Source organism: Sorangium sp. So ce176 (assembly GCF_051519835.1).
GTDB lineage: Bacteria > Myxococcota_A > Polyangia > Polyangiales > Polyangiaceae > Sorangium > Sorangium cellulosum_G.
Map to the genome: position 1 here is coordinate 11,443,094 of NZ_CP150371.1, position 22,834 is coordinate 11,465,927.

18 protein-coding genes are annotated in these 22,834 nt (G+C 73.1%); 9 read left to right on the plus strand and 9 right to left on the minus strand.

Annotation, left to right across the window (positions count from 1 at the left end):
* Nucleotides 1-112: 112 nt before the first annotated feature.
* Nucleotides 113-949 (minus strand): hypothetical protein, encoded by an 837-nt coding sequence (locus tag WMF42_RS43205; RefSeq protein WP_437689066.1) that lies wholly within the window; start codon nt 947-949, stop codon nt 113-115.
* Between the two features lie 154 nt (nt 950-1,103).
* Between WMF42_RS43205 and WMF42_RS43210 the strand changes: the two genes are divergently transcribed.
* The 6 genes from WMF42_RS43210 (at nt 1,104) to polA (ending at nt 10,250) form a co-directional block, all read left to right on the plus strand.
* Nucleotides 1,104-1,844, plus strand: a complete 741-nt coding sequence (locus WMF42_RS43210; RefSeq protein ID WP_061612842.1) for an SDR family oxidoreductase — start codon at nt 1,104-1,106, stop codon at nt 1,842-1,844.
* A gap of 94 nt (nt 1,845-1,938) precedes the next feature.
* A complete protein-coding gene (locus tag WMF42_RS43215; protein WP_061612843.1) occupies nt 1,939-3,474 on the plus strand; it encodes an aminopeptidase P family protein in 1,536 nt (511 codons plus the stop codon).
* A 453-nt stretch (nt 3,475-3,927) separates the two neighbouring features.
* Entirely contained in the window at nt 3,928-5,862 is a 1,935-nt protein-coding gene (locus WMF42_RS43220; protein WP_437689069.1) for a S8 family peptidase, read from the plus strand.
* Between the two features lie 95 nt (nt 5,863-5,957).
* On the plus strand, nt 5,958-6,158 hold the full coding sequence (locus tag WMF42_RS43225; protein WP_233562622.1) for a hypothetical protein: 201 nt from the start codon (nt 5,958-5,960) through the stop codon (nt 6,156-6,158).
* Between the two features lie 18 nt (nt 6,159-6,176).
* Nucleotides 6,177-7,514 (plus strand): carboxypeptidase regulatory-like domain-containing protein, encoded by a 1,338-nt coding sequence (locus tag WMF42_RS43230; protein WP_437689070.1) that lies wholly within the window; start codon nt 6,177-6,179, stop codon nt 7,512-7,514.
* A 33-nt stretch (nt 7,515-7,547) separates the two neighbouring features.
* Nucleotides 7,548-10,250 carry a DNA polymerase I gene (gene polA / locus WMF42_RS43235; RefSeq protein ID WP_061612846.1) on the plus strand — a complete coding sequence of 901 codons (2,703 nt, stop codon included), beginning with the start codon at nt 7,548-7,550 and terminating at the stop codon, nt 10,248-10,250.
* Between the two features lie 302 nt (nt 10,251-10,552).
* On the opposite strand, the gene rpsT is transcribed toward polA, so the two are convergent.
* The 4 genes from rpsT to WMF42_RS43255 form a co-directional block, all read right to left on the minus strand.
* Nucleotides 10,553-10,837, minus strand: a complete 285-nt coding sequence (rpsT, locus tag WMF42_RS43240; RefSeq protein ID WP_061612847.1) for a 30S ribosomal protein S20 — start codon at nt 10,835-10,837, stop codon at nt 10,553-10,555.
* A 13-nt stretch (nt 10,838-10,850) separates the two neighbouring features.
* Complete coding sequence (locus WMF42_RS43245; RefSeq protein WP_061612848.1) at nt 10,851-11,039, minus strand: hypothetical protein; 189 nt, start codon at nt 11,037-11,039, stop codon at nt 10,851-10,853.
* 70 nt (nt 11,040-11,109) lie between these two features.
* Entirely contained in the window at nt 11,110-12,633 is a 1,524-nt protein-coding gene (locus tag WMF42_RS43250; protein WP_437689073.1) for a hypothetical protein, read from the minus strand.
* Nucleotides 12,630-13,217 carry an RNA polymerase sigma factor gene (locus tag WMF42_RS43255; protein WP_061612533.1) on the minus strand — a complete coding sequence of 196 codons (588 nt, stop codon included), beginning with the start codon at nt 13,215-13,217 and terminating at the stop codon, nt 12,630-12,632. Before WMF42_RS43255 ends, WMF42_RS43250 begins: the two co-directional genes overlap by 4 nt.
* A gap of 449 nt (nt 13,218-13,666) precedes the next feature.
* On the opposite strand from WMF42_RS43255, the gene WMF42_RS43260 reads away from it, so the two are divergent.
* Nucleotides 13,667-14,998: a S41 family peptidase gene (locus tag WMF42_RS43260; RefSeq protein ID WP_061612532.1), complete on the plus strand. Its 1,332-nt coding sequence runs from the start codon at nt 13,667-13,669 to the stop codon at nt 14,996-14,998.
* Between the two features lie 51 nt (nt 14,999-15,049).
* On the opposite strand, the gene WMF42_RS43265 is transcribed toward WMF42_RS43260, so the two are convergent.
* The 4 genes from WMF42_RS43265 to WMF42_RS43280 all read right to left on the minus strand — a co-directional run bounded on the left by WMF42_RS43265 (nt 15,050) and on the right by WMF42_RS43280 (nt 20,252).
* Nucleotides 15,050-16,306: an FAD-binding protein gene (locus WMF42_RS43265; RefSeq protein WP_437689075.1), complete on the minus strand. Its 1,257-nt coding sequence runs from the start codon at nt 16,304-16,306 to the stop codon at nt 15,050-15,052.
* The gene (locus WMF42_RS43270; protein WP_437689077.1) at nt 16,285-18,078 is read right to left on the minus strand and encodes a glycerol-3-phosphate dehydrogenase/oxidase; all 1,794 of its coding nucleotides are present in this window, start codon (nt 18,076-18,078) and stop codon (nt 16,285-16,287) included. Before WMF42_RS43270 ends, WMF42_RS43265 begins: the two co-directional genes overlap by 22 nt.
* Nucleotides 18,079-18,162: 84 nt before the next feature.
* Nucleotides 18,163-18,906, minus strand: a complete 744-nt coding sequence (locus WMF42_RS43275) for a glycosyltransferase family 2 protein (RefSeq protein ID WP_061612887.1) — start codon at nt 18,904-18,906, stop codon at nt 18,163-18,165.
* The gene (locus WMF42_RS43280; protein WP_063815993.1) at nt 18,903-20,252 is read right to left on the minus strand and encodes a protoporphyrinogen/coproporphyrinogen oxidase; all 1,350 of its coding nucleotides are present in this window, start codon (nt 20,250-20,252) and stop codon (nt 18,903-18,905) included. Before WMF42_RS43280 ends, WMF42_RS43275 begins: the two co-directional genes overlap by 4 nt.
* 229 nt (nt 20,253-20,481) lie before the next feature.
* On the opposite strand from WMF42_RS43280, the gene WMF42_RS43285 reads away from it, so the two are divergent.
* Entirely contained in the window at nt 20,482-22,464 is a 1,983-nt protein-coding gene (locus WMF42_RS43285; RefSeq protein WP_061612888.1) for an aconitase family protein, read from the plus strand.
* A 134-nt stretch (nt 22,465-22,598) separates the two neighbouring features.
* Nucleotides 22,599-22,829: a TIGR04563 family protein gene (locus tag WMF42_RS43290; protein ID WP_012241296.1), complete on the plus strand. Its 231-nt coding sequence runs from the start codon at nt 22,599-22,601 to the stop codon at nt 22,827-22,829.
* Nucleotides 22,830-22,834 lie beyond the last annotated feature (5 nt).

Below are 22,834 nucleotides of genomic sequence, written 5' to 3' on the forward strand. Positions count from 1 at the left end.
AAGGTATGGCGCTGCCCGGAGCAACACGCCCGTCCACCAAGCCAGGCTCGCGCGCGGGCGGTGGGCGCGCATCCAGCCAGGGCGGCGTCGGAGCGCGCCGCTCACGCACCGTTCAGTCGATCTGAAGGTGGTAGTGCGGCGGCGTCGACTCGTCGATGACGAGGACGCCCCCGACCTCCGCGGCGCTCTCGAGGAACGCGCGTTTTTCCTTCGGTGACATGGTCCTGTTGCGCACGTCCACGGCGCCCCTGCGCAGATGCGCAGAGATGTAGATCCCCCGGTCGATCTGGTCCTGGATGACGGCCTCCATGGCCGCCACCGCCTGCTCCGGCGGCTTGCTGGCGTTCGCCTGGTAAGCCTTCTTGATCTCCCGGACCGCCGCCTTGTTCCGGTAGAGCTGGAGCAGATCCTCGCCGAGCCTGAGCTTCGTGAACATCGCCCTGGCCTGGCGGTTCGCGTCGCGCGTCCCGCTCGTGATCACGAGGTGCTCGCGCGTGCGCCGCGCGTAGGCCCGGTCGATCTGCTCGAGCTTGGCGGCGATCTTCGCGGGGAGCGTCACGCCGGGCAGCACCTCGTACGGCGGCGGGGACCACGGCTCTGTGGGCACGGCCTTGCCGAGCGCCGTCAGGGGCGGCAGCTTCGCGCGCCTCTCCTCCTCTTCGGACGGCAGCTCGTCGCACTCGGGCGGGGTCGCCGGCGCGGCGGCGCGCGGCGCGGTCGTCGGCGCGGCGGCGCGCGGCGCGCCCTGGGCCTGCGGCGCGGCGCTCGCCGGCGCGCTCGTCCCGGGCGCAAGGAAGCCCGGCAGGCCGATGTCGGGCAGATCGACGGACTCGAGCTTCTCCGTGCACCCGGCCGCGCAGAGCAGCGCGGCGGCGACAGCGCCCAGGCGGCGCGGCAGCTCCAGGGAGCGTTCCTTTGCGGCTACTCGGCGTGTCGGAAGCGTCGGCAAAGCCGGGCCAGCGTGCCACGGCGCGCGGCGCGGGAGAAAAAAACGGCGGCGCGCGCCATCGGGCCATCCACGCCCTCGGACGCCGACGAACGTCGGCGCCCGGCGCCGTCGCCCCGACGCGCGGGGCCGCGCATCGGCTGCTACACACCCCCGCATGCCCCATGCACCCTTGACCGGCCGTGTCGCCCTCGTGACCGGCGCCGGCACCCGCCTCGGCGCCGCCACCGCCCGCTTGCTCGCGGCTGCGGGCGCCGACATCGCCGTCCACTACGCCACGAGCCGCGCCGGCGCGGACGCGATCGTCGGCGAGGCGCGCTCGCTCGGGCGGCGCGCCGTCGCGCTCCAGGCGGATCTCCAGGACCGCGCAGCGCTCGCCGGCCTCGCCCGCGCGGCGCTCGACTGGTCGTCTGGCCGGCTCGACCTGCTGGTCCACAACGCTGCGAACTTCGATCGCGTCCCGCCGGCCGAGCTGTCGGCCGACGCGTGGGATCGCGCCATGGCGCTCAACGCGACCGCGCCGTACCTGCTCACGCTCGAGCTCGCGCCGGCGCTCCGCGCCTGCCGCGGCAGCGTCGTCGCGATCGTCTGTCTGAGCGCCGAGCGCCCCTGGAGGAACTACATTCCCTATTCCGTCTCGAAGGCCGCGCTCGCGCACCTGGTCCGCGGCCTCGCCGTGGGGCTCGCCCCTGACGTGCGCGTCAACGGCATCGCGCCCGGGACGGTCCTGCCGCCCTCGTCCTACGATGAGGCCACGCTCGCTCGCCTCCGCGAGCGCATCCCGCTCCAGCGCCTCGGCGAGGCCGAGGACATCGCGCGCGCCGTGGTGTTCCTCGCCGAGAACGACTTCATCACCGGCCAGATCCTCGCGATCGACGGCGGCGCCTCGGTCGCGTGACGTGCCGCCCCCGGCACGGAGGGATCCGCGCGGCGGGTCGGGCGCGCGCTTTGGCTTGAACGACCGCGCCTGATCGACCCATAGTTCGAGCCTCATGAGCCACACGCCCGAGACCGCCGCCGCTCCCCTCCAGGCCGATCCTGCCCACAGCGCGCCCACCGGCAGCGGTCCGGGCGAGGCGCCCGCTGCCGCGGTCGCTGGCGACGCCAAGCCGGCGAGCCACGACTCGACGCTGCCCGAGGCGCTGGTCGCGTTCATGCTGGATCAGTGGGCCCCTGCGGCCCGCGAGCTCCCCGAGCCGATCGCGCACGCGGAGGTGTTCGCAGCCCGCCGCCGCGCCCTCTCGAAGCTCTTCCCGGCCGAGACGCTCATCATCCCCACGGGCCACGAGAAGGTCCGCGCCAACGACACGCACTACCGCTTTCGCCCCGGCTCGGACTTCTTCTACCTGACGGGCAACCTCGAGCCTGACTGCGTGCTCGTCCTGCAGCCGCAGGAGGGGGGCGGGCACCGGGACATCCTCTTTGTCGAGCCGAACCCTGGTCGCAGCGACAAGACGTTCTTCACCGATCGCGTGAAGGGGGAGCTCTGGGTCGGCCCCCGTCTCGGCGTCGAGCAGAGCCGCGCGCGCTTCGGCGTCGACGAGTGCCGTGGGCTCCCCGAGCTCGACGCCTACCTGAGCGGCCTCGTCGGCACGGTGACGCGCCCCCACCGCGTGCTCCGCGGCATCTCGAAGCGGGTCGACAAGCTCCTCGCCCAGCACGACCGTGACAAGCAGCTCGGCGAGGCGCTCTCGGAGATGCGCCTCCTCAAGGACGCCCTCGAGGTCGAGGAGCTCGAGGCGGTCGTCGCGTCGACGAAGCGTGGCTTCGAGGACGTCATCCGCGCCCTTCCCGGCGGGCGGAGCGAGCGCGAGGTCGAGGGCATCTTCAACCTGCGCGCCCGGGTCGAGGGCAACGACGTCGGGTACGGCACCATCGCCGCGTCGGGCCACCACGCCTGCATCCTGCACTGGACGCGGAACGATGGCGCGCTCGAGCCGGGCAAGCTCCTCCTGCTCGACGCCGGCGTCGAGGGCAACGCGCTCTACACCGCCGACATCACCCGGACCCTGCCGATCAACGGCAAGTTCTCCCCGGAGCAGCGCGAGATCTACGAGCTCGTGCTGGCGGCGCAGGAGGCGGCGATCGCCGAGGTGAAGCCTGGCAACGACTTCATGGAGCCGAACCGCGCCGCGATGCGGGTGCTCGCCCGCGGCCTCGATCGGCTCGGCATTCTCACCGTCTCCGCCGAGGAGGCGCTCAAGGAAGACAAGCAGTTCTACCGGCGCTACTCGCTCCACAACGTGAGCCACATGCTGGGCCTCGACGTGCACGACTGCGCGCAGGCGCGGCAGCAGGTCTACAAGTACGGCAAGCTGAAGCCGGGCATGGTGCTCACCGTCGAGCCCGGCCTTTACTTCCAGCTCGACGACGAGACGGTCCCGGCTCGCTACCGCGGCATCGGCGTCCGCATCGAGGACGACATCCTCGTTACCGACACCGGCCATCGGAACCTGTCGCTCGACATCCCTCGGACCGTGACCGACGTCGAAGCGTGGATGGCCGGACTCTGGACCACGCGGATCTGATCCAGAAATTGCCCGCCTGGTATTCCTCACCGGACGTAGCGGAGCCGCCGGAGGAGGGGGCGCCGCGCGCGGGGGTGGCGGGGGTGGGCCCCACAAACCCGAGCGCCGGCCCGCATCGCAGCGACTCCCGTCCAGCCCACCTCATCCTTCTGTGTGGCAATAGCCCACCAAAAGGCGCGAGTTTGTGGGGGGACCCCCGCCACCCCCGCGCGCGGCGCCTCCTCCTCCGGCGGCGGCTCTTTCATGATAGCGCGGTGAGCCGAAGCGCGCTCAGGACGGCCGCGCTCATCGACGACCGCCCATGACGCCCGGCGGCACCGCGCCCCAGGCTGATATCCAGGCGACCGGACGCCGCTGCCGCGCCGCCGCGCGCGCCCCGTGAGCGCGTCTTCGCGCCCCCACGGCGATGGCTGCCCGCAGGCAGCAGCGCTACCCTGACGTCGAGGAACCGCTATGCACAAGTCTCGCCTTCAGCGTGGGTCGGGGACCGCCATTCATCCAGCCGGACGCGCGCTCGCGGCGTCGCTGCTCGCCGCGACAGCGCTGGTCGCCGTGTCCGGCGCCGCGAGGGCCGACGGGACGGACGGCCGAGGCGCCGGGACCGCGCTCGCGGCGCGCTCGCCGGGGATGCTGGAGCCGCGCCTCCCGCGCTACGCCAACCCCGGGCTGCCGGTCGACGCCGAGCCGTCGCCGAGCGGCTTCGGCGTCCTGAACGAGCCGGTGGCGACCGAGGGCGAGCCGCTGTACGGCCTGGCCTCCGAGCTCGACGAGACCAGCTATGACATCCCGGGGCAGATCGTCGTCGACGCGCGCGACGACCTCGACGACAGCACGCTCGCGGCGCTCGCGCGCGACTTCTCGCTGCGCCTCTTCCCGACAGCGCTCGCCTCCGAGACCCGGATCCAGATCGCCACCGTGGAGGGCCCGGTCAGCGCGACCCTCCAGCGGCTCGCGCGCGATCCGCGCGTCGAGGCGGCCGAGCCGCTCGCCCGGGTGCGCGCGTCCTTCGTCGCGAACGACCCGCTGCTGAAGGACCAGTGGCACATGGCGCGCGTCGGCGCCGAGCGCGCCTGGGACTTCGCCACCGGCCGCGGGGTCACCGTCGCCGTGGTCGACACCGGCATCGCGTGCGAGACGCACGGGCCCTTCGTCAAGGCGCCCGACCTCGCCTCGACCGAGTGCGTGGAGGGCTGGAACTTCGTCACCAAGACGAACCACGCGAACGACGACCAGGGCCACGGCACGCACGTCGCCGGGACGATCGCGCAGTCGACCAACAACGGCATCGGCGCCGCGGGGCTCGCGTTCCACGCGCGGCTCATGCCGGTGAAGGTGCTGAACGAGAGCGGCTGGGGCACGACAGCCGACGTCGCCGACGGCATCCGGTGGGCCGCCGACAACGGCGCCCACGTCATCAACCTGAGCCTCGGCGGCCCGCGCAACTCCAAGGTCCTCCAGAGCGCGATCGACCACGCCATCTCGCGCGGCGCGGTCGTCGTCGCGGCGGCCGGCAACACAGGCGGGCGCGTGCAGTACCCCGGCGCCTCCGACGGCGTCATCGGCGTGAGCGCCACCGACGCGAACGACAAGATCGCGAGGTTCTCCTCGCGCGGCCAGGGCGTCGACGTCGCGGCGCCCGGGGTGAACGTCACGCAGCAGACCATCTGCAACCGCGGCCGCGGCGACTGCGATGCCCCCTATCCCGCGTACAACGGCACCTCGATGGCCGCGCCCCACGTCGCCGGCGCGGCGGCGCTGCTCGTGGGCCTCGGCGTGTCCGACCCGCGCGCGGTCGAGGACGCCATCCGCGCCGGCGCGCGCATGGTCGACAGCTCCGCCGACGGCAAGCTCCTCTACGGCGCCGGCGTCCTCGACGCCGCGAGCTCGGTCGCGCGCGTGACGCAGAGCCACGCCGTCGTGCGGCTTGTCGCGCTGCTCCTGCTCGCGACGTGGGTCGGCCGCCGCGCCCGCAAGAAGGAGGCGAACGCCGCGAGCCCGTGGCAGGTGAGCTTCCTCCTCCCGGCGCTCGCGGCCGGGCCGGGGCTTTTCTTCTTCGCGCCGTGGCTCCTGTCGCGCGTCGATCTCGCCGTCGACGTGCTGGCCCGTCCGATCGCCGATCTCGACCTGCTGATCGGCGCGTCGGTCCACCGCTGGCTGCCGCTCGCCAACGCGCTCATCCCGCTCGGCCTGACCTCGCTCTTCTTCGGGGTGAAGAAGCTCCGTCCGGCGATCGCGGGCCTCGCCGTCGGCACGGCGGCTTACCTCACCTCCGTCGTCACGCTGGGCGAGGCCGCCGGCCCCCTCGGCCGGTTGGCGCTCGTCGTCTGGTGCGCGGTCAACGCCGCCGCCTGCCTCTGGATCGCCCGGACGAACCTGTCCACGCGCTGAGCCGCCGCGCTCGCGCGCTTGCGCGCTCGCCCAACGACCGGGCCAAGAGCCCGGTCGTTATGACCTCCCCTCGGAAACGAGCTAGGATGCCGGCCATGCGGCCCGGCACCTTGCTCCTACCTTTCGCGCTGCTCCTCGGGGCGTGCGGCGGCTCCTCCAGCGAGACGCCGTGGCCCGCGGAGCCGGAGGCCCCCGCGCTCGGCCCCGCCGACGAGGCGTCGCCCGCCGGAGAGGCCGACCCGAGCGCCCCCGAGGGCGGGGGCGAGGGGACGGGCCAGGTCGACGCCGGCCGTTAGCCGGCAGCGGAGGACGGCATGGCGGAGAGCTGGACGGCAGGCGCGCAACGAAGGGCCTGGCTCTCCGCGGCCCTGCTCTCCGTCGCGCTGCTGATCGCGCCGTTCCTCGTCTGGCTGCTCCTGCCGCGCCCCGTCCCCGTGATGCCGGCGCGGCGCGAGCCCGCGCCGGCGCCGCTCGCCCCGGCGCAACCGGAGCACGCCGCGCCGCGTGAGGTCGAGGCCGAGCCACCGCCGCCGCCGCCGCCTCCCCCGCCGCCGCGCGAGACCACGGCGGCCAGCGCGGGGCCGGTCCGCGGCGTTGTCGTCGATCCGGAGGGCCGCCCCGTCGCCGGCGCCACGGTGCGCTGCAGCGATGAGCCGGGCCTGTCGGCGAACGCTGACGCCGACGGGCGCTTCGAGCTGCCGCCCGAGGCCGACGGCTGCACCGCGACAGCGGCGCAGCCTCCGTTCGGCGACGCCCAGCCCACGCGCGTCGCCGCTGGCGGCGAGAACGTCCTCCACCTGATCGGCGCGGGCTCGATCGCGGGCGAGGTCGTCGATCCATCGGGCCGGCCCGTCGAGGCGTACCTGCTGGCGATCGAGTCGTTCCTGCCGGTCGGCTCCGGCGCGCACGCCGGCGTGAACGGCCGCGCGCGCAAGGTGTCCGATCCGAGCGGCGCCTTCCAGCTGGACGAGCTCGCGCCGGGTCGCTACGTGCTGACGGTGAGCGCGGCAGGCCGCCCGCCGGCGCGGAGCGCGCCCATCGACGTCGAGGCGGGCCGCGCCGCCCGCTCCGTGCGGATCGTCTTGCCGCAGGGCGCGACGCTGAGGGGCAGGGTCGTCGACGCGGAGTCGCGCGCGCCGGTCGTCGAGGCCCAGGTCGAGCTCGACTCCGCGACATCGTCCGGCGCCAACGCGATCTCGCTCGCGCTCACGGACGCGAACGGCGACTACGAGCTCCAGGGCGTGCCGGCGAGCGGGCCGTTCTCGGTGCGCGTGCGCCACGAGCAGTACATGGCCAAGATCGTGCCCGGCCTCGACGCGCGCGGCGCAAGCTCGCTGCGCGCCGACATCGAGATCCGGCTGCTCGGCGACGGCGGCTCGCGCGAGGAGCTCACGGGCATCGGCGCGATGCTCTCGCTCTCGCCGAGCGGCGTGACGATCGCGGGCATCATCGAGGGCGGGCCCGCTGCGCTCGCCGGGCTCGCGCAGGGCGACGTCATCGTCCGGATCGACGGCGAGCCCGCCGCGGATCTCCCGCTCGCGGACTGCATCCAGCGCCTCCGCGGCCGGGCGGGGACGCGCGTCACCGTCGGCGTCGACCGGGGAGGCCACATCCTCGACGTGACAATGCGGCGCGACGTCGTGGTTCACTGAACCCGCCGCGCGCCGAGGTGCTAAGGGTCGGTCATGTCGACGCGCCCCACCGCGCTTCCCCCGGCCGGAGCTCCGGACGTCCTCTACCTGATCGATCTCTCGGGCTACGTCTTCCGCGCCTACCACGCGATCAGCCCGCTCTCGAGCCCGAGCGGCGAGCCGACTCATGCGACGTTCGGCACCGTCGCGATGCTCACGAAGCTCGTGGACGAGCGGAAGCCGGCGTACCTCGGCGTGGCGATGGACCCCGGGGGCAAGACGTTCCGCGACGACCTCGACCCGCGCTACAAGGCGCACCGCCCGCCGCCGCCGCCCGACCTCGGCGTGCAGATGAACCGGTGCCGGGAGATCGTCGAGGCGTACTGCATCCCGATCTTCGTCCAGGAGGGCCTCGAGGCGGACGATCTCATCGCCGTCGCCGTCGCGCGGGCCAAGGAGCGGGGGCTGCGCGTGGTCATCGCGTCGAGCGACAAGGACCTCATGCAGCTCGTCGACGAGGACCGCGTGATGCTCTGGGACGCGATGCGCGACAAGGTCTACGGGCCCCCCGAGGTGGTCGCGAAGTTCGGGGTGCCGCCGGAGCAGGTGCGCGACCTGCTCGCGCTCGTCGGCGACAGCTCGGACAACGTCCCCGGCGTGCCCGGCGTCGGCCTGAAGACGGCCGCCGAGCTGCTCGCGCAGTTCGGCTCGCTCGCGTCGCTGTACGCCCGCCTCGACGAGGTCAAGAAGCCCCGCATCCGCGAGTCGCTCAAGCAGCACGAGGCCGACGCGCTCCTCTCGCAGAAGCTCGTGACGCTCGACGGCGCCGCGCCCGTCACGCTCGATCTGGAGACGCTGCGCTACGGCGGCGCGGACACCGGCAAGCTCCGGGAGCTCTTCACCGAGCTCGGCTTCTCGCGCTTTTTGAAGAGCGTCCGCGCGCCGGAGCCCGCCGCGCGGGCGGCGACCTACCGGGTCATCGCGACGCGCGAGGAGCTCGAGACCTTCGCCAGGTCGGCGCGCGCTGCCGGCCGCCTCGCCCTCGACGTGCACGCGACCAGCCGCGAGCCGATGAGCGCCCACGTCTGCGGCGTCGCGCTCGCCTGCGAGCCCGGGCAGGCCGTCTACGTCCCGCTGGGCCACCGCTACCTCGGCGCGCCGGCCCAGCTCTCGATGAGCGACATCGACGCGGTGCTCGGCCCGCTGCTCGCGGATCCGGAGCTCCCGAAGGTCGGCCACGACGTGAAGTTCTGCGAGGTGATCCTCCTGCGGCACCGCATCGGGCTCGTGGGCGTCGCCTTCGACACGATGCTGGCGAGCTACCTGCTCGATCCCGAGGCGAAGAACCAGCTGCACGAGCTCGCCGAGCGCGAGCTCGGCGTCAAGATGCAGACCCTCGACGAGGTGGCCCCGAAGCGCCGCGGGCAGGCGCAGCGCGCCCTCGACGAGATCGAGCTCGGCGAGGCCTCGAGCTACGGGGCCGCGTTCGCCGACGTCGCGCTCTCGCTCACCGACAAGCTGCGCCCGCGGCTCCGCGCCGAGCGGCTCGAGGACCTGCTCGTGCAGATCGAGCTGCCCCTCTCCGCGGTGCTCGCCGAGATGGAGCTCACGGGCGTCCTCTGCGACCCGCAGGCGCTCGGGCAGCTCGGCGCGCAGATGACGACCGAGCTCGCGGCGCTCGAGGCGAAGGCGCGCGAGATGGTCGGGCACGACATCAACCTCGCGTCGCCGAAGCAGCTCGAGGCCGTCCTGTTCGACGAGCTCAAGCTGCGCTCCCAGCGCAAGACGAAGACCGGCCGCTCGACCGACGCCGACGTGCTCGAGACGCTCTCGGAGGACCACCCGTTCCCTGGCGTCGTGCTCGAGCACCGCGTCATCGCCAAGCTCAAGGGCACGTACGTCGACGCGCTGCCGCGCCTCGTGCACCCGGTCACGGGCCGGATCCACACGCGCTGGGGCCAGGCCGTGGCCGCGACGGGGCGGCTCTCATCCCAGGACCCGAACCTGCAGAACATCCCGATCCGCACGGAGCTCGGCCGGATGATCCGTCGCGCGTTCGTCGCTCCGCCCGGGAGCGTGATCGTGAGCGCCGACTACTCGCAGATCGAGCTGCGCGTGCTCGCGCACCTGTCGAAGGATCCGGTGCTCGTCGACGCCTTCCGCACCGGGCAGGACGTGCACGTGCGCACGGCCATGGAGATCTTCGGCGTGGACGAGGCGGGGGTCACGGACGAGATGCGCCGCCGGAGCAAGACGATCAACTTCGGCGTGATCTACGGGATGGGCGAGTCGGCGCTGGCCAAGCGCCTCGACATCTCGCGCGCGGAGGCGGCGCGGTTCATCGACGCCTACTTCGCGCGCTACCGCGGCGTGCACGAGTTCATGGAGCGGACGATGGCCGAGGCGAAGCGCTCCGAGTCCGTGCGCACGCTGCTCGGCCGGCGCCGCTTGCTCCCCGATCTGCGCAGCAGCGATCGCATGCGCCGCGCCCAGGCCGAGCGCATCGCGCAGAACACCCCGATCCAGGGGACGGCGGCGGATCTCCTGAAGCTCGCGATGGTGCGCGTCCCGCGCCCCGTCGTCCCCGGCGCGCGCATGGTGCTCACGGTGCACGACGAGCTCGCGTTCGAGGTGCCGGCCGACGCGGTGGACGAGGCGAAGGCCAAGGTGCGGGAGGCGATGGAGTCGGTCTTCCCGCTCGACGTGCCGCTCGTCGTCGACATCGGCCACGGCCTCACCTGGGCCGACGCTCATTGAAGGGGCGGGCACCCGCTTCGGATACGGGCCCATCTCGGCGTTTTCGGTGCTCGGCGTACAGGAAGTACGCCTCCGCGCCGAAAACGCCGATCTGGACCCGTCTCCTGTGCGGGTGCCCGCCGCTGGCGTTGTGGTTGGAGAGAGAGAGGGGGGACGGAGCCATGCGCTCCGTGGGCGTGACGGCGACGGCGGAACGGCAGCGGGGGCTGCGGCAGCGGGGGGCTGCGGTGCTGCGAGGAGACAAAACGACGACGCCCGCTTCACCTTGCGGTGAGCGGGACGTACGTGCGGAAGGGGGTTGCTCAGCTCGCGGCGGTCTTGGCAGCGACGCTCGCCTTGTGGAGGGCGAGGGCGAGGCGGCTCTTCACCCGCGACGCGCGCTTGGCAGGGATCGTCCCCTTCGAGGCGGCGCGGTCGAGCGCGCTCACCGCGGCGGTGACCTGCGCGGCGGACTCCTGCGGGACGCCCTTCAGCGCGATGCGCGCCTTCTTGACCGTCGTGCGGAGCTCCGACTTGGTGGCGCGGTTGCGCGCCGTCCTCGTGATGCGCTGACGGTTGCGCTTTTCGGCGGATGCGTGATTGGCCATGAGAAAAGCTCTCCTACTTCTTCGCCTGCGCCTCGGCGGGCGTGGCAGCGCGCAGGGCGTCCGGCGCGTTCTGATCGTAACCCGCCGGATGGATCGGGAACTTCGGGGTGCCGTTGGCGCGCTCGAAGCGCTTGCGGCGGGTGCCCGACGTGCGCGCCTTGCGTTGACGGATGCGCTGGGTTTGCTGAGTCGCGGAAACCATGGGGGCGCGCATTCTACCTGTGCGACCCCTCATGTCAACCAGGACGTTTGTCCTCGCGTGCGGGGCTCGATCAGGGCCGGATCGTCGCGCTGACCGAGAACGACGGCTTCGAGAACGGGCCCACGTTCGCGGCCTTGAGCGCGGACTGCACGCAGCTCGACTGGCCGTTCGCCGCCGCCCAGCCGCTCACGCTGACCTTGCTCACCTGGCCGGCCGACGAGAACGTGATCTGCGCGCGCGACACGTCGTCCGCGCCCGCCACGCACGCCCTCGCGCTGCCCATGACCGAGCCGAGCGCGGCCTGGACCGAGCCCTGCGACGGCTGCTCGGGGATGTTCTGCTGCCGGAGCGAACCCGAGGCCGGCACCGGCGCCTCCGACTCCACCGAAGGCTGCTTCTCCCCGCTGTCGCCCACGGCGGCCTGCATGGCGGACGGCAGGTCTCCGGGATTTCCGGTCACCGTCGGCGCCGCCGCCACCTTGCTCTGCGGCTCCGTCTTCGGCGCCGCGGCGGGCGCGGCGGGCGCCTCGTGGGCCGCCGGCGCGGCGGCGCCGGCGCCGACCGGCGCTGCGGGCGTCCTCGGCGCGGCCGCCAGCTTCTCCTCCGCTTCCACGGGCGGCTGCTCGACCTCCGCTGTCGCCGCCGGCGCGGCGGGCGCCGCGGCGACCGGGGCCGCAGTCTCGATCGCCCTCTCGTCGCGCGGCGCGGCCTGCGTCACGGCGGGGGTCGGCGCGGCCGCTGTCTCCTGCTGCGACGGCGCCGTCGGGGTCTTCACCATGAACGCGACCGCCGCGGCCACGCCGAGGGCCGCGATGGCCGCGCCGGCGATCATCCCGCCGGAGCGCCTCCTGGCCGACGCCTCGGCGCCGGACGCCGCCGGGGCGCGCGGCCTCCTCGCGGAAAGCGCGGCGACCTCGGCCGGCTTCTCGTCGTCGACCGGGTCGGCCGCGCCGGGCTGCGCCTTCCCGGCGGTCTCCACCTGCTCCGGCGGCACCGACGCGCTGAGCCGGTTGAGATCGATGACGCCGGAGTCCTCGGTGACCCCCTCGGCCGACCGCAGCGAGGGCGAGGAAGCGCGGAGGCCGCCGGGCATCGAGCCGCGCCCCGGCGGCGTGGACACGCGCCCCGACGAGGGCAGCGGCGTGGACAGCGCGCTGCGTCCGGACGGCACGGGCGTCGACAGCGGCGAGCCGCCCGCCCCGGGCGCCCCGCTCACGCGACCCGGCGCCTGGCTGGCGCGCTCGGCGATCTCCTTCAGCGACTGGCGTCTCCTCTCCGGCGGGCGCGAGTTGCTGCCGCCCGACAGGCTCGCTTCCGACTTCGCGGCCCTGCCTGCTTGTGATCCATCCGCCATGGTGCTGCCTCCTGCTGCATGTACTTCGCGCAGAATGTCCCCCGCCTGCTCCTCGCCTGGCTCGGCGGCGAGGTCGGGGGCTGCGATGAGGTCGGTCTGCGCCGCCGCGCCCTCCGGAGCATGGGATAGAGCGACCTCGACGATGCGAGCTGCCCGCGTCTCCCACGCCGCCTCGTCGAGGGCGGGGGCAGGCCAATCGTTGAGCATCCCATCGAGGTCGAGCTTGCTGGTGACGTTCATTCGGCGTCCCCTCCGAAACCGCGCTCCGCGAGGTACACGCGGAGCTTGCGGCGCGCCTCGTGGACGCGCCAGGCAACTGTTCCTTCTGGACAACCCAGGATCTTGGATGCGTCCTCGTGGGGCACGCCGTCGATGCAGACGAGGATGAGCGTCGTCCGCAGCGTGTCCGAGAGCGTGTCGATGCCGTCGCAGAGCGCGGCCGCGAGCTCGCGACGCTGGGTCGTCGCGGCCGGATCCACGCCGTGGCTCGGGCGCGTCTCGAGCAGGAGCGCCTCGATCCGCGGGTCGTCCGCGGGGGTAGAGTTCTTGCTCGGCTTGCGGGCCCGGATCATGTTCAGCGAGAGGTTCACGGCGATCCGGTAGAGCCAGGTGAACGGCTCGCTCCGGCCGTCGAACCGATCGAGCGCCTGATAAGCCCGGACGAAGGTCTCCTGGGTCACGTCCTCTGCCTCCGCGCCCGAGCGGACGAGGTGGAACGCGAGCCGGAAGATGCGCTTCTGATATCGACGAACCAGCACCCCGAACGCCTGGGCATCTCCGCTCCGGGCTTGATCGACGAGCTCACGATCGGTGGGTTTGGCCATCCTAGCCGCCTCGGGGTGCGAGTTGTCTCCCGCGCACGGAGGACCGCGCAGCCGCGGACAGCTCTTCGCCACGGCCGATGACCGTCTCGGCGAGAGCAGCCCCTCGCGGCGAGCCCTGCTTCGCGGAGGCGACGCAGGACGATGAGGAGGCAAGTTCCACGTTCAGGCGCGCGAAGATAGCCGAACACTCTTCCTAGGACAAACCATGCGCCCTGGACCTTGGGCACCTCGGTGTGACGTCCGATCGAACGACAGCTCGACCGGCACCGACGCAGGGCAGTATGCCCGTGCTGGCGCGCTTCCACGTTTCCACCACGCTTCACACGCATCGCGCCGCCGCCGCCTCGGCGTCCGGTCGAAGGCGGCGCGCCGGGCGGGCGCCGCGCCGGGCGCGTCCGGCACGGCTGCGCTCCGAGCGCGGCCGCCCGCGGCGCTGCTATGGTCGGCGGATGCGACGGTTTCCGAGTTGGGTACGCACCCTTGGGCTCATCGCGGCGGCGTTCGCGGGAGGGGCGGCGACCTCGCACCTCGCGGGCGCGAGCACGCAGGCGCAGAGCCCCTACGCGCCGCTCGAGCAGCTCGCGCGCGTCCTCGTGCTCGTCGAGAACCACTACGTCGAGCCGGCAGAGCGCAACAAGATCATCGACGGCGCCATCAAGGGGATGGTCGCGGAGCTCGATCCGCACTCCGCCTACATGAGCTCCGCAGAGTTCGCCCAGTTCCAGGAAGAGACCGGGGGAACGTTCGGAGGCGTCGGCATCGAGGTCGACGCGAGGGACGAGGACATCACCGTGATCGCGCCGATCGAGGGCTCGCCGGCGGCGCGGGCGGGCGTCCGCTCCGGCGATCGGATCCTCGCGATCGACGGCCGCCCCGTGCGCGGCGAGCGCCTCGACAAGCTCGTGAAGGTCATGCGCGGGCCCCCCGGCTCCCGCGTGAAGCTCACGATCCGCCGGCAGGGCGTGGGCGAGCCGCTCACGTTCGACCTCACGCGGGAGCAGATCCACGTCACGAGCGTCGCGGCCAAGCGCCTCGAGCGCGACGTCGCGTACGTCCGGTTGAAGCAGTTCCAGGACGGCACCCACGAAGAGATGCTCCGCGCCGCGGCCAGGGTGCGCGCCGCCTCGAAGGCGCCGCTGGCCGGGGTGATCCTCGACCTGCGCAACAACCCCGGCGGCCTCGTCCACGAGGCGGAGGCCGTCGCCGACGAGTTCCTCTCGTCGGGGACGATCTACTCGACCCGCCAGCGCAGCAAGGTCGTCGACGAGGCGAAGGCGCACGACGGCGGCGCGTTCGCCTCGCTGCCCGTCGTCGCGCTCGTGAACGAGTACTCCGCGAGCGCCGCCGAGCTCGTCGCGGGCGCCCTCCAGGACAGCGGGCGCGCCACGGTCGTCGGCGCGACGACCTTCGGCAAGGGCTCGGTGCAGACGATCTACGAGCTGCCCGGCGGCGCCGGGGTGAGGCTCACGACGATGCGCTACTACACGCCGAACGGGCGCTCGATCCAGGCCCAGGGCATCCGCCCGGACATCGTCATCGAGAGCGCGCAGCAGCAGGCCCTGGCCGGCATCCTCCGCGAGCAGGACCTCGAGGGGCACCTCCCGGCCGAGGGCTCGAGCTTCGCCGGCTCGCCGAGGGCCGTGCTCGTGGAGAAGCGCGCGGACGCGGCGGCGACGCGCGGCCCCGAGGGCGACGTGCCCGCCGATCCCGGCCGCGGGAGCGATTTCACGCTCGCCGTCGGCTACCAGCAGCTCCTCCGTATGATCCCCGCGGCCCGCTAGCGCGAGGCCGCGCCGAGGCCTGACGCGCGCCGGAACGCCCCGCGCCGCGCGTCAGGCCTCGGCGCCGGCGCGCAGCCCGGTGATCACCGCGTCGAGCACGGTGCGCGCTCTCCCGGCGATCGTCGCCCCGGCCGCGAGGATCCCGGGGGCGGCGCGGACGCCCTCGCACCGCACGCCCACCGCCTCCAGCGCGCCCGGTCGATCGCCGCGCGGCCAGGCGACGACGTCGAGCTCCGGCCCGTGCATGGAGCTCACCACGCCGATCGCGCCCCGCTCGTCGCCCATCGTGACAGGCGCCGCGATCGAGAGGGCGAACGGCACAGCGCCGCGCGCCGGCAGGTCGGGGCCGGCGCTGCGCTCGGGCGGGGCGTACGCGACCCCGCCGCCGGCCAGGCCGCCGATCGCCAGGATCACCGCGTCCGCCGCGAGCGGCACGTCCTCGCCGTCCACGTGGACCAGCACGCCGTCGCCGGGATCCCCCGTCCCGCCGCGGCCGTCGCCGCCCACGCTGACCGCGCGCACGCGCCCGTGGCGGTGCGTCGCCCCGATCGCGGCGAGCAGCGCGTCGCGCGCCGCCTCGAAGCGGAGCCCCGCGGGCGAGCCGGCGCCGCTCAGCGCCTCGCCCACCGGCACGCCGAGCCGCGCCGAGAGCGCCTCGGCCCGCGGCGCGCGCGCGCCGAGCCACGGGCCGAGCAGGATCGCCCCCGCGCCGCCCGCGCGCTCGAGCGCCTGGTGGAGCCGCTCGAGCAGCCAGGAGAGCCGCGCCGGGTCGTCGTGCCGCGCCGCGAGGTCGCCGTCCGCGATCCGCCGCTCGTCGTCGAAGCGCAGGACCGGCGCGTCGACCGGCAGAAAGCGCAGCCCCCGCGCCCGGGCGAACGGCTCGTCCGAGAGCGCCTCGGCGAGCGCGTCGGCGTCCCACATCCCGCGCGCGGCGCGCGGGATGAGGACGCGCGTGCGGCGCAGCGGGCCGAGATCGAGCAGCGCGCGATCCCTGCCGCGGGCCGGGCGGATCCGCCCGGCGACTGTCGCGAGGCGCGCGGCCGCCCCCTGCGGCAGGTCCCACAGGCCGAGCTCCGCCGCGAACTGCCGCGCCGCCGGCGCGAGATCGCCGGCGGGCAGGTCGCTGCCGAGCAGCCGCGCGGCCCGCTCGACCTGCTCCCACGGCGCGTCGTCCACCGCGCCGCCCGCGAGCGCCGTCTCCCCGACGCCCGCGGAGATCACGGTGACCCGCGCCCCGCGCCGCCGCGCGCTCCACGCCGCGGCGAGCCCGGCGACGCCGGCGCCGATCACGAGGATCGATCGCGCCACGCTCTCTCCTCCGGCTCCCACGAGGGGCGCGGCGCGCGGCGATCGCTCGCCTCGCTCTCCTCGCTCACCGCCGCCGGCGCCTCGTCGTCCGCGGGCGCGCCGAGCTCCGACCGCACGCTGGCGATCGCGAGCGCCTCCTGTCTCGCCTGCTCCGGGCCGAGCGCGACGGCGCGCGTCACCGCCTGCCGCGAGAGGAACTCCACCGCCTGCCGCATCCCGTCGCGCGGCGGCAGCGAGAGCTCCTGCGCCACGATCTGCCCGCACCGCGCCGCGCAGCGCATACCCCCGCACGCGCCGAGGCCGAGCCGCGTGCGGCGCGCGACGTCGGCGACGCTCCTGGCGAGCTCGTGCCGCAGGACGTAGCGCACCTCGGCCTCGATCACGGGCTCGCAGGGGCACACCGTCGCCCCCTCGCGCGGCCGCTCTCGCACGCGCTCCTCGATCCGGAGCGCGCGCGAGCCGTGCCGGTACACGAGCCGCCGCGCGGCCACCGCGTCGATCTCCATGCGGCGCGACAGCGCGAGCGCGTCCACCGCGCGATCGCCGCCGGGCAGCGCCGTCACGTGCGTGGCGCAGCGCGCGCCGAGCTCGAAGCGCCGCGCGAGCACGTCGGTCATCTCCTGGGCGAAGAGCCGGAAGCTGGCCAGCTTGCCGCCGATCATCGAGTAGAGCCCCGGCGCGCCGTGCGCCGCGTGATCGACGACCTGGTGGTCGCGCGACAGGGCGTCCTCGCTCGGCCCGTAGGCGTAGAGCGTGGGCCGCACGCCCGCGAACGTGCCGATCGCGCGCGCCTCGTGGATCTGCGGGAACACGCGGGCGATGCCCTGGACGAGGTACCGGACCTCCTCGCTCGTCGCGCGGACCTGATCGAGGTCGCCGTAGAAGTCGTCGTCGGTCGTGCCGACGACGCTCATGTTCTCCCACGGCTCGACGAAGATCTGCCGGCCGTCGATCGTCCGCGCCATGATCGCGTAGTTGGTGAGGCGCCGGTCGAACACGACGTGCACGCCCTTGCCCGGCCGCACCCGCGAGCTCGCGGCGGGCAGGCCGGCGAGCGACGCGGTGATCGGCGACCACGCGCCGGTCGCGTTCACCACCGCGCTCGTCCGCAGCCGCCCGTCCTCGCCTGTCCTGCGGTCCCGGTACCGGACGGCGACGACCTCGCCGGTGTCCTCGCGGCGCTCGATCCGCTCGACGGTGTGCCCCACGTAGACCTTCGCCCCGCGCTCGATCGCGTCGACGGCGTTGGCGATGCAGAGCCGCGCGCCGTCGATGCCCCACTCGTCGAAGCTGAAGCCGCCCACGAGGTCGCCGTGGAGCCCCGGCTCGAGGCTCCGGAGCTCGTCGGGCGTCAGGCGCGCGTGCGGCTTGCCGCGCTTGAGCGGCTGGTACTTGTCGTAGGCCTCGAAGAAGCCGTCGGCGAGCGTGTACAGGACGCGCGCGTGCCGCGCGTTCTCGAACGGAACGAGGAACGGGATCCGGAAGAGCAGGTGCGGCGCGATCGCCTGGATGTGCCCCGAGTCGCGGCACGAGTTCTCGGTCACGTGCGGATCGCTCGTCAGGTACCTGAGCCCGCCGTGGATCATCCCGCTCGAGTTCCCGCTCGCGCCGAACGCGAGATCGTTGCGCTCGAAGAGGGCGACCTTCAGCCCCCGCTGCGACGCGTCACGCGCGACCCCGACGCCGTTCACACCGCCGCCGATCACGACGACATCCACATCGGTGTCGGCGCGTCGAGCCGGCCGTGCGGCGCTCGAAAGGAGGATCGTCACCTGCGGCGTATAGCATGCCAGAAGTTTTCCACGAGCGGGCTCGGCCGCGCGCGTGGCGCTGCAAATACCGGCAGAGGCCGGCCGTCAGCCGCGCATCCGGATCGCCCAGGTCAGCTTCGCGAGGCTGCGGAGGACGTTCGGGACGCGCCGTGAGAGGTTGATCGAGGGCTGCCGCTTCTCGAGCACGCGGACGGGGATCTCCTCGATCCGGAGCCCTGCCCGGTAGGCGCGGATGACGAACTCGCTGGCGAAGACGTCCTTGTCCACGACGCACTCGCGCGCGATCCCGAGCAGCGGCTCGCGCAGGAACGCCTTGAGCCCGTGCGTGTCCGTCCCCCGGAAGCCGAGCGTGGCGCGGAGGAGCCCGTTGTACATCTGGCTCGCCGCGTGCCGCGCCCACGGGCGATCGTCGCGCGCTCCCTTAATGAGCTTGGATCCGATCACCATGTCGGCCCCGCCCGCCTGCAGCATCGCGATCGCGCGGCGGTGAAAGTCCACGTCGCACAGATCGATCTCGTCGCAGAGCACGAAGCGCCCGCGCGCCCGCTCGATGCCCGCGCGGAGCGCGGCCCCGTAGTTCGGCTCGCCGATCGAAAAGTGCCGCACTTCCGGGTACTTGCGCTCGAGCTCGCCGGCGATGGCGAGCGTCCCGTCGCGCGAGCCGTTCTCGGCGAGCACGAGCTCCCAGCGCCAGCCGAGCGGCGACAGCCGCTCGCGCAGGTCCACGACGGCGGCGTGGAGGATCGCCTCCTCGTTGTAGACGGGGATGATGATCGAGATCTCCGGCGCTTCGCCCGCGCCCCCGCGATCAGGCTCGACGGTGCTCACGGCGCGCCTCCGAGGAGCGCCTGCGCCTGGCGGGCGGCGTCCCGCCCGAAGTGGAGCGCGTCCTCCATCGAGGAGTAGTTCCAGCCGCCGTAGCGCCCGCACGAGAGGATGCGCTGGCCCTCGAGGAACGGACGCACCGCCTCGAGCGACGCGAAGTAGCTGTGGTCGAACACGACGTACGCGTGGTCGATGCGGCGCAGCCGCGCGAAGCGGACGGCGTTCGGGGACGGGATGAGGCCCATCTCGACGAGGCCGTCGGCGACGCGCGGGAGCAGCGCCGCGAGATCGGGCTCGGCGCGATCGGCGAGCTCGACGTAGAGGCAGGCCTTGCCCGGCGGCGCCATGGAAGAGGAGAAGTTCGAGTAGCAGCCCACCCGGTAGAACGGGTACTTCGCCTCCGGCACGTACACCCAGTGCAGCGGCTTTCCGCACGGGGTGTCGAGCGCCACGTCGAGGTAGTAGAGGTGCGTGCAGCGCAGCCGCGAGGCGGCCTCGCCGACCGCCCGCGGCGCATCGGAGAGGAGCCTCACGAGCGCGGGCAGCGGCGCGGAGGACACGAGCACGTCGTACCGGACGATCTCATCGTCGAACACGAGCTCTCTCGCGCGCCAGTCGATCGCCGCCGGAGCGCGGCCGAGCTCGATCGCCGGCGTGCCCGCGTCCCGCGGCCGCTGCTCGGCGAGCGCCCGCGCGAGCCCGTGCGTGAGCTGCCCGATGCCGAGCCGCGGGTAGAGGAACTTCGCGTTGTAGCCGAGCTCCCTGTCGTTCAGCCCGACCGCTCCGGCGAGCACGTCCTCGAGCTTCGGCAGCGGGACGAAGCGGGAGCACCAGGCGGCGGTGATCTCGCTCGGGTGCACCCCCCAGAGGCGGCTGTTGTAGGGGATCATGAAGTGGCGGCTGATCCCCTCGCCAAAGTGCGCCAGGCAGAACTCCTCGAAGTTCCTGGGCTCGGGCCGGTTCGACGCGAAGCGCGCCTCGATGAAGCCGCGGAGGCACTCGTAGGCGACAGCGGGCGGCAGCCCGAAGGTGTTCGCCTGGAACGGATAGCGGGTGTACGTGCCATTCGACCAGATCATCGAGCGCCGCTCGATCTCGAGCGGGTCCGGGCCCAGCCAGCCGAGCGCGAGCTCCCGGGTCGCGGGGTCGCGCAGGTGGAGGAGGTGGCCTGTCCGGTCGAAGCGGAACCCATCGTCCTCGACGGTGATGGCGTGACCGCCCGGGCGCGGCAGGCGCTCGAAGACCCGGTGCGGCACGCCGGCCCGGCCGAGGTGGTACGCGGCCGCCATGCCCGTCAGGCCGGCTCCCAGGATCGCGACGGAAGTGCTGGAAATCGTGGGTCGTGTCATCGCTCGCGGCCCGGCGGCGGCCGCGAAGACACCACCTCCCCGGTGCGCCGTCAAGGCGCGGCCCCCGCGCGGCGCGCCCGCCGGACGCTGGATTTCCTGCCCGGAGCGTGAGGCGCGCCGAGCGCCGAGCGCGGCCGCGAAGACCACGGTTGGCGCCTCCGCGCAGAGCGACTAGGTGTGATCGGGTCCCAGCGCGCCTGCCCCGCGCACCGGGGCGTCCGAGGTGCAGATGCCCATCCCGCGTCGGAAGTCGATTCACGTCACCGGGAGGATCCTCTACCTGACCGAGGATCCGGAGCTGCTGAAGCAGCAGCTCGCGGGCGGCGAGATCCGCTTCGATCCCGGGCAGCACGCGCTGATCGACAACATCTCGACCGACGAGCTCACGCCCGGGTGGGTCTGTTACTACTACGACGAGACGCTCGCCCGGTACTGCCTGGTCGGCCTGCGCGGCGCGCACATCGAGCGCGACGCCATCAAGAACGGCGGCTTCGGGGTCATCGTCAGCGGGCGCTCGAAGGGGTGCGGCAGCTCGCGCGAGACGGCGCCGTACTCGGAGCGCGAGGCCGGGATCCAGATCGTCGTCGCGCGCAGCATCGAGAAGATCTACGGCCAGAACTGCCAGAACATCGGGCTGCTCACGACGACCGACCTCTCGCTCCTCGATCGGCTCGCGCGCGGCGAGGAGATCCCGATCGGCGAGTTCACGCGCGGGCTCGACGCGATCAGCGCCGACGTCGTCGAGTACGGAGGGCTCTTCGCCTACAACAAGGCGCGGATGGCCGGCGAGGTCTCGCCGCCCACGCTCGCGACGCCGCCGCGGCCGATGACCCTGTGCGAGAAGATCATCGCGGCCCACGCGATCGTCGACGCCCGGGCGGGCAAGATCGGGGCGCCGGCGGTGAAGCCCGGCGACGCGCTCTTCGTCCGCATCGACGTGCGCTTCTCGCACGAGTACGTCACGCCGATGGCCGAGTCGCTCTTCCGGGCGGGCTTCGGGCCCGACGCTGTCGTGAGCGAGCCGGAGAGCGTCTTCGCGTTCCGCGATCACCTCACGTTCCTCGATCGCGTGATGCCGGAGGCGCACCTCAAGCTGGGCCTGCGGGAGCAGGCGGCCTCGCTCGCGACGGTGCAGCAGGCCTTCACGGAGCGGCACGGCGTCAAGCTGTACGGCGAGGTCGAGCGCGACGGCAGGACGGTGGGCTCGGAGGCCATCTGCCACAACAAGGTGATCGAGGAGCTCGCGCTGCCGGGGCAGATCGTGGCCGGGACCGACTCGCACACGTGCATGGCGGGGGCGCTCGGGTGCTTCGCCTTCGGCGTCGGATCGACCGACATGGCGAACGCGTGGCTCACGCGCGACGTGCGCGTGGCGGTGCCGCAGTCGGTGCGCTTCAACCTGACCGGGCGGCTCGGGCCGGGCGTCACGGCGAAGGACGTGATGCTGTTCCTGCTCTCGCAGCCGTTCTGGAAGACGGGGCAGGGCATCGGCAAGGTGCTCGAGTTCGCGGGCGACGGCGTGCGCGCGATGGGCCTCGACGAGCGCGCGACGCTCACGAACATGGCCGTCGAGGCGGGCGGCTTCACCGGCATCATCGAGGCCGACGAGGAGATCGTGCGCTACCTCGTCGATCAGCGCGGGCTCGCCGCGGACGACGTGCGCGCGCGCGTCGTGCGCGCGGATCCCGGCGCGGAGTACGTGGCGACGTTCGACGTCGATCTCGCGTCGATCGAGCCGATGGTCGCGACGCCCGGCGATCCGCGGAACGGCGTCCCGCTGCGATCGCTCCGCGAGGTCTCCGGCGGCGACGTGAAGATCGACATCGCGTACGGAGGCTCGTGCACGGGCGGCAAGAAGGCCGACATGGACATGTACGCGTCGGTGCTGCGCCGCGCGGTGGAGCAGGGCAAGCGCGTCGCCGAGGGCGTGCACCTCTACATCCAGTTCGGCTCGCAGGACATCCGCCGCTACGCCGAGGCGAAGGGCTACCTCGAGATCTTCCAGAAGGCTGGTGCTGAGCTCGTCGACCCCTCCTGCGGAGCCTGTATCAAGGCCGGGCCGGGGGTGTCCGACCGCAAGGAGCAGGTCACCGTCTCGGCGATCAACCGGAATTTCCCGGGCCGAAGCGGCCCCGGCCAGGTCTACCTGGCCAGTCCCCTGATCGTCGCGGCGAGCGCGATTGCGGGGAAGATCGCATTCCCGGAGCCATGACGCAGAGCGCCTATCGCGGAGTTACATACATAGTGCCCGCAATCGGCATCACGGAAAAACGAATGCTTTCCACGGAAGTGCGCCGTACGCTAAGGTGCTCTTCTGTGGCGGATCGGGAGGAGCCCCAAGAGCGTATGACCGACAAGGACACGCTGGCGAAAAACAACGAAGCCTCGAAGACGGACAAGCGGAAGCAGAGCCTCTACTTTCCGGAGTCGATGCTGCAAGAAATCAAGGAGGAAGCGGCGCGGCTCGATCGCTCGCTTTCTTGGGTTGTGCAGCGCGCGTGGAAGCTGGCGCGGATAGACATCAAAAAGCTTCCGAGTGTCAATGACGTGGCTGACGATGAGGACAGCGGCGACTAACCTCG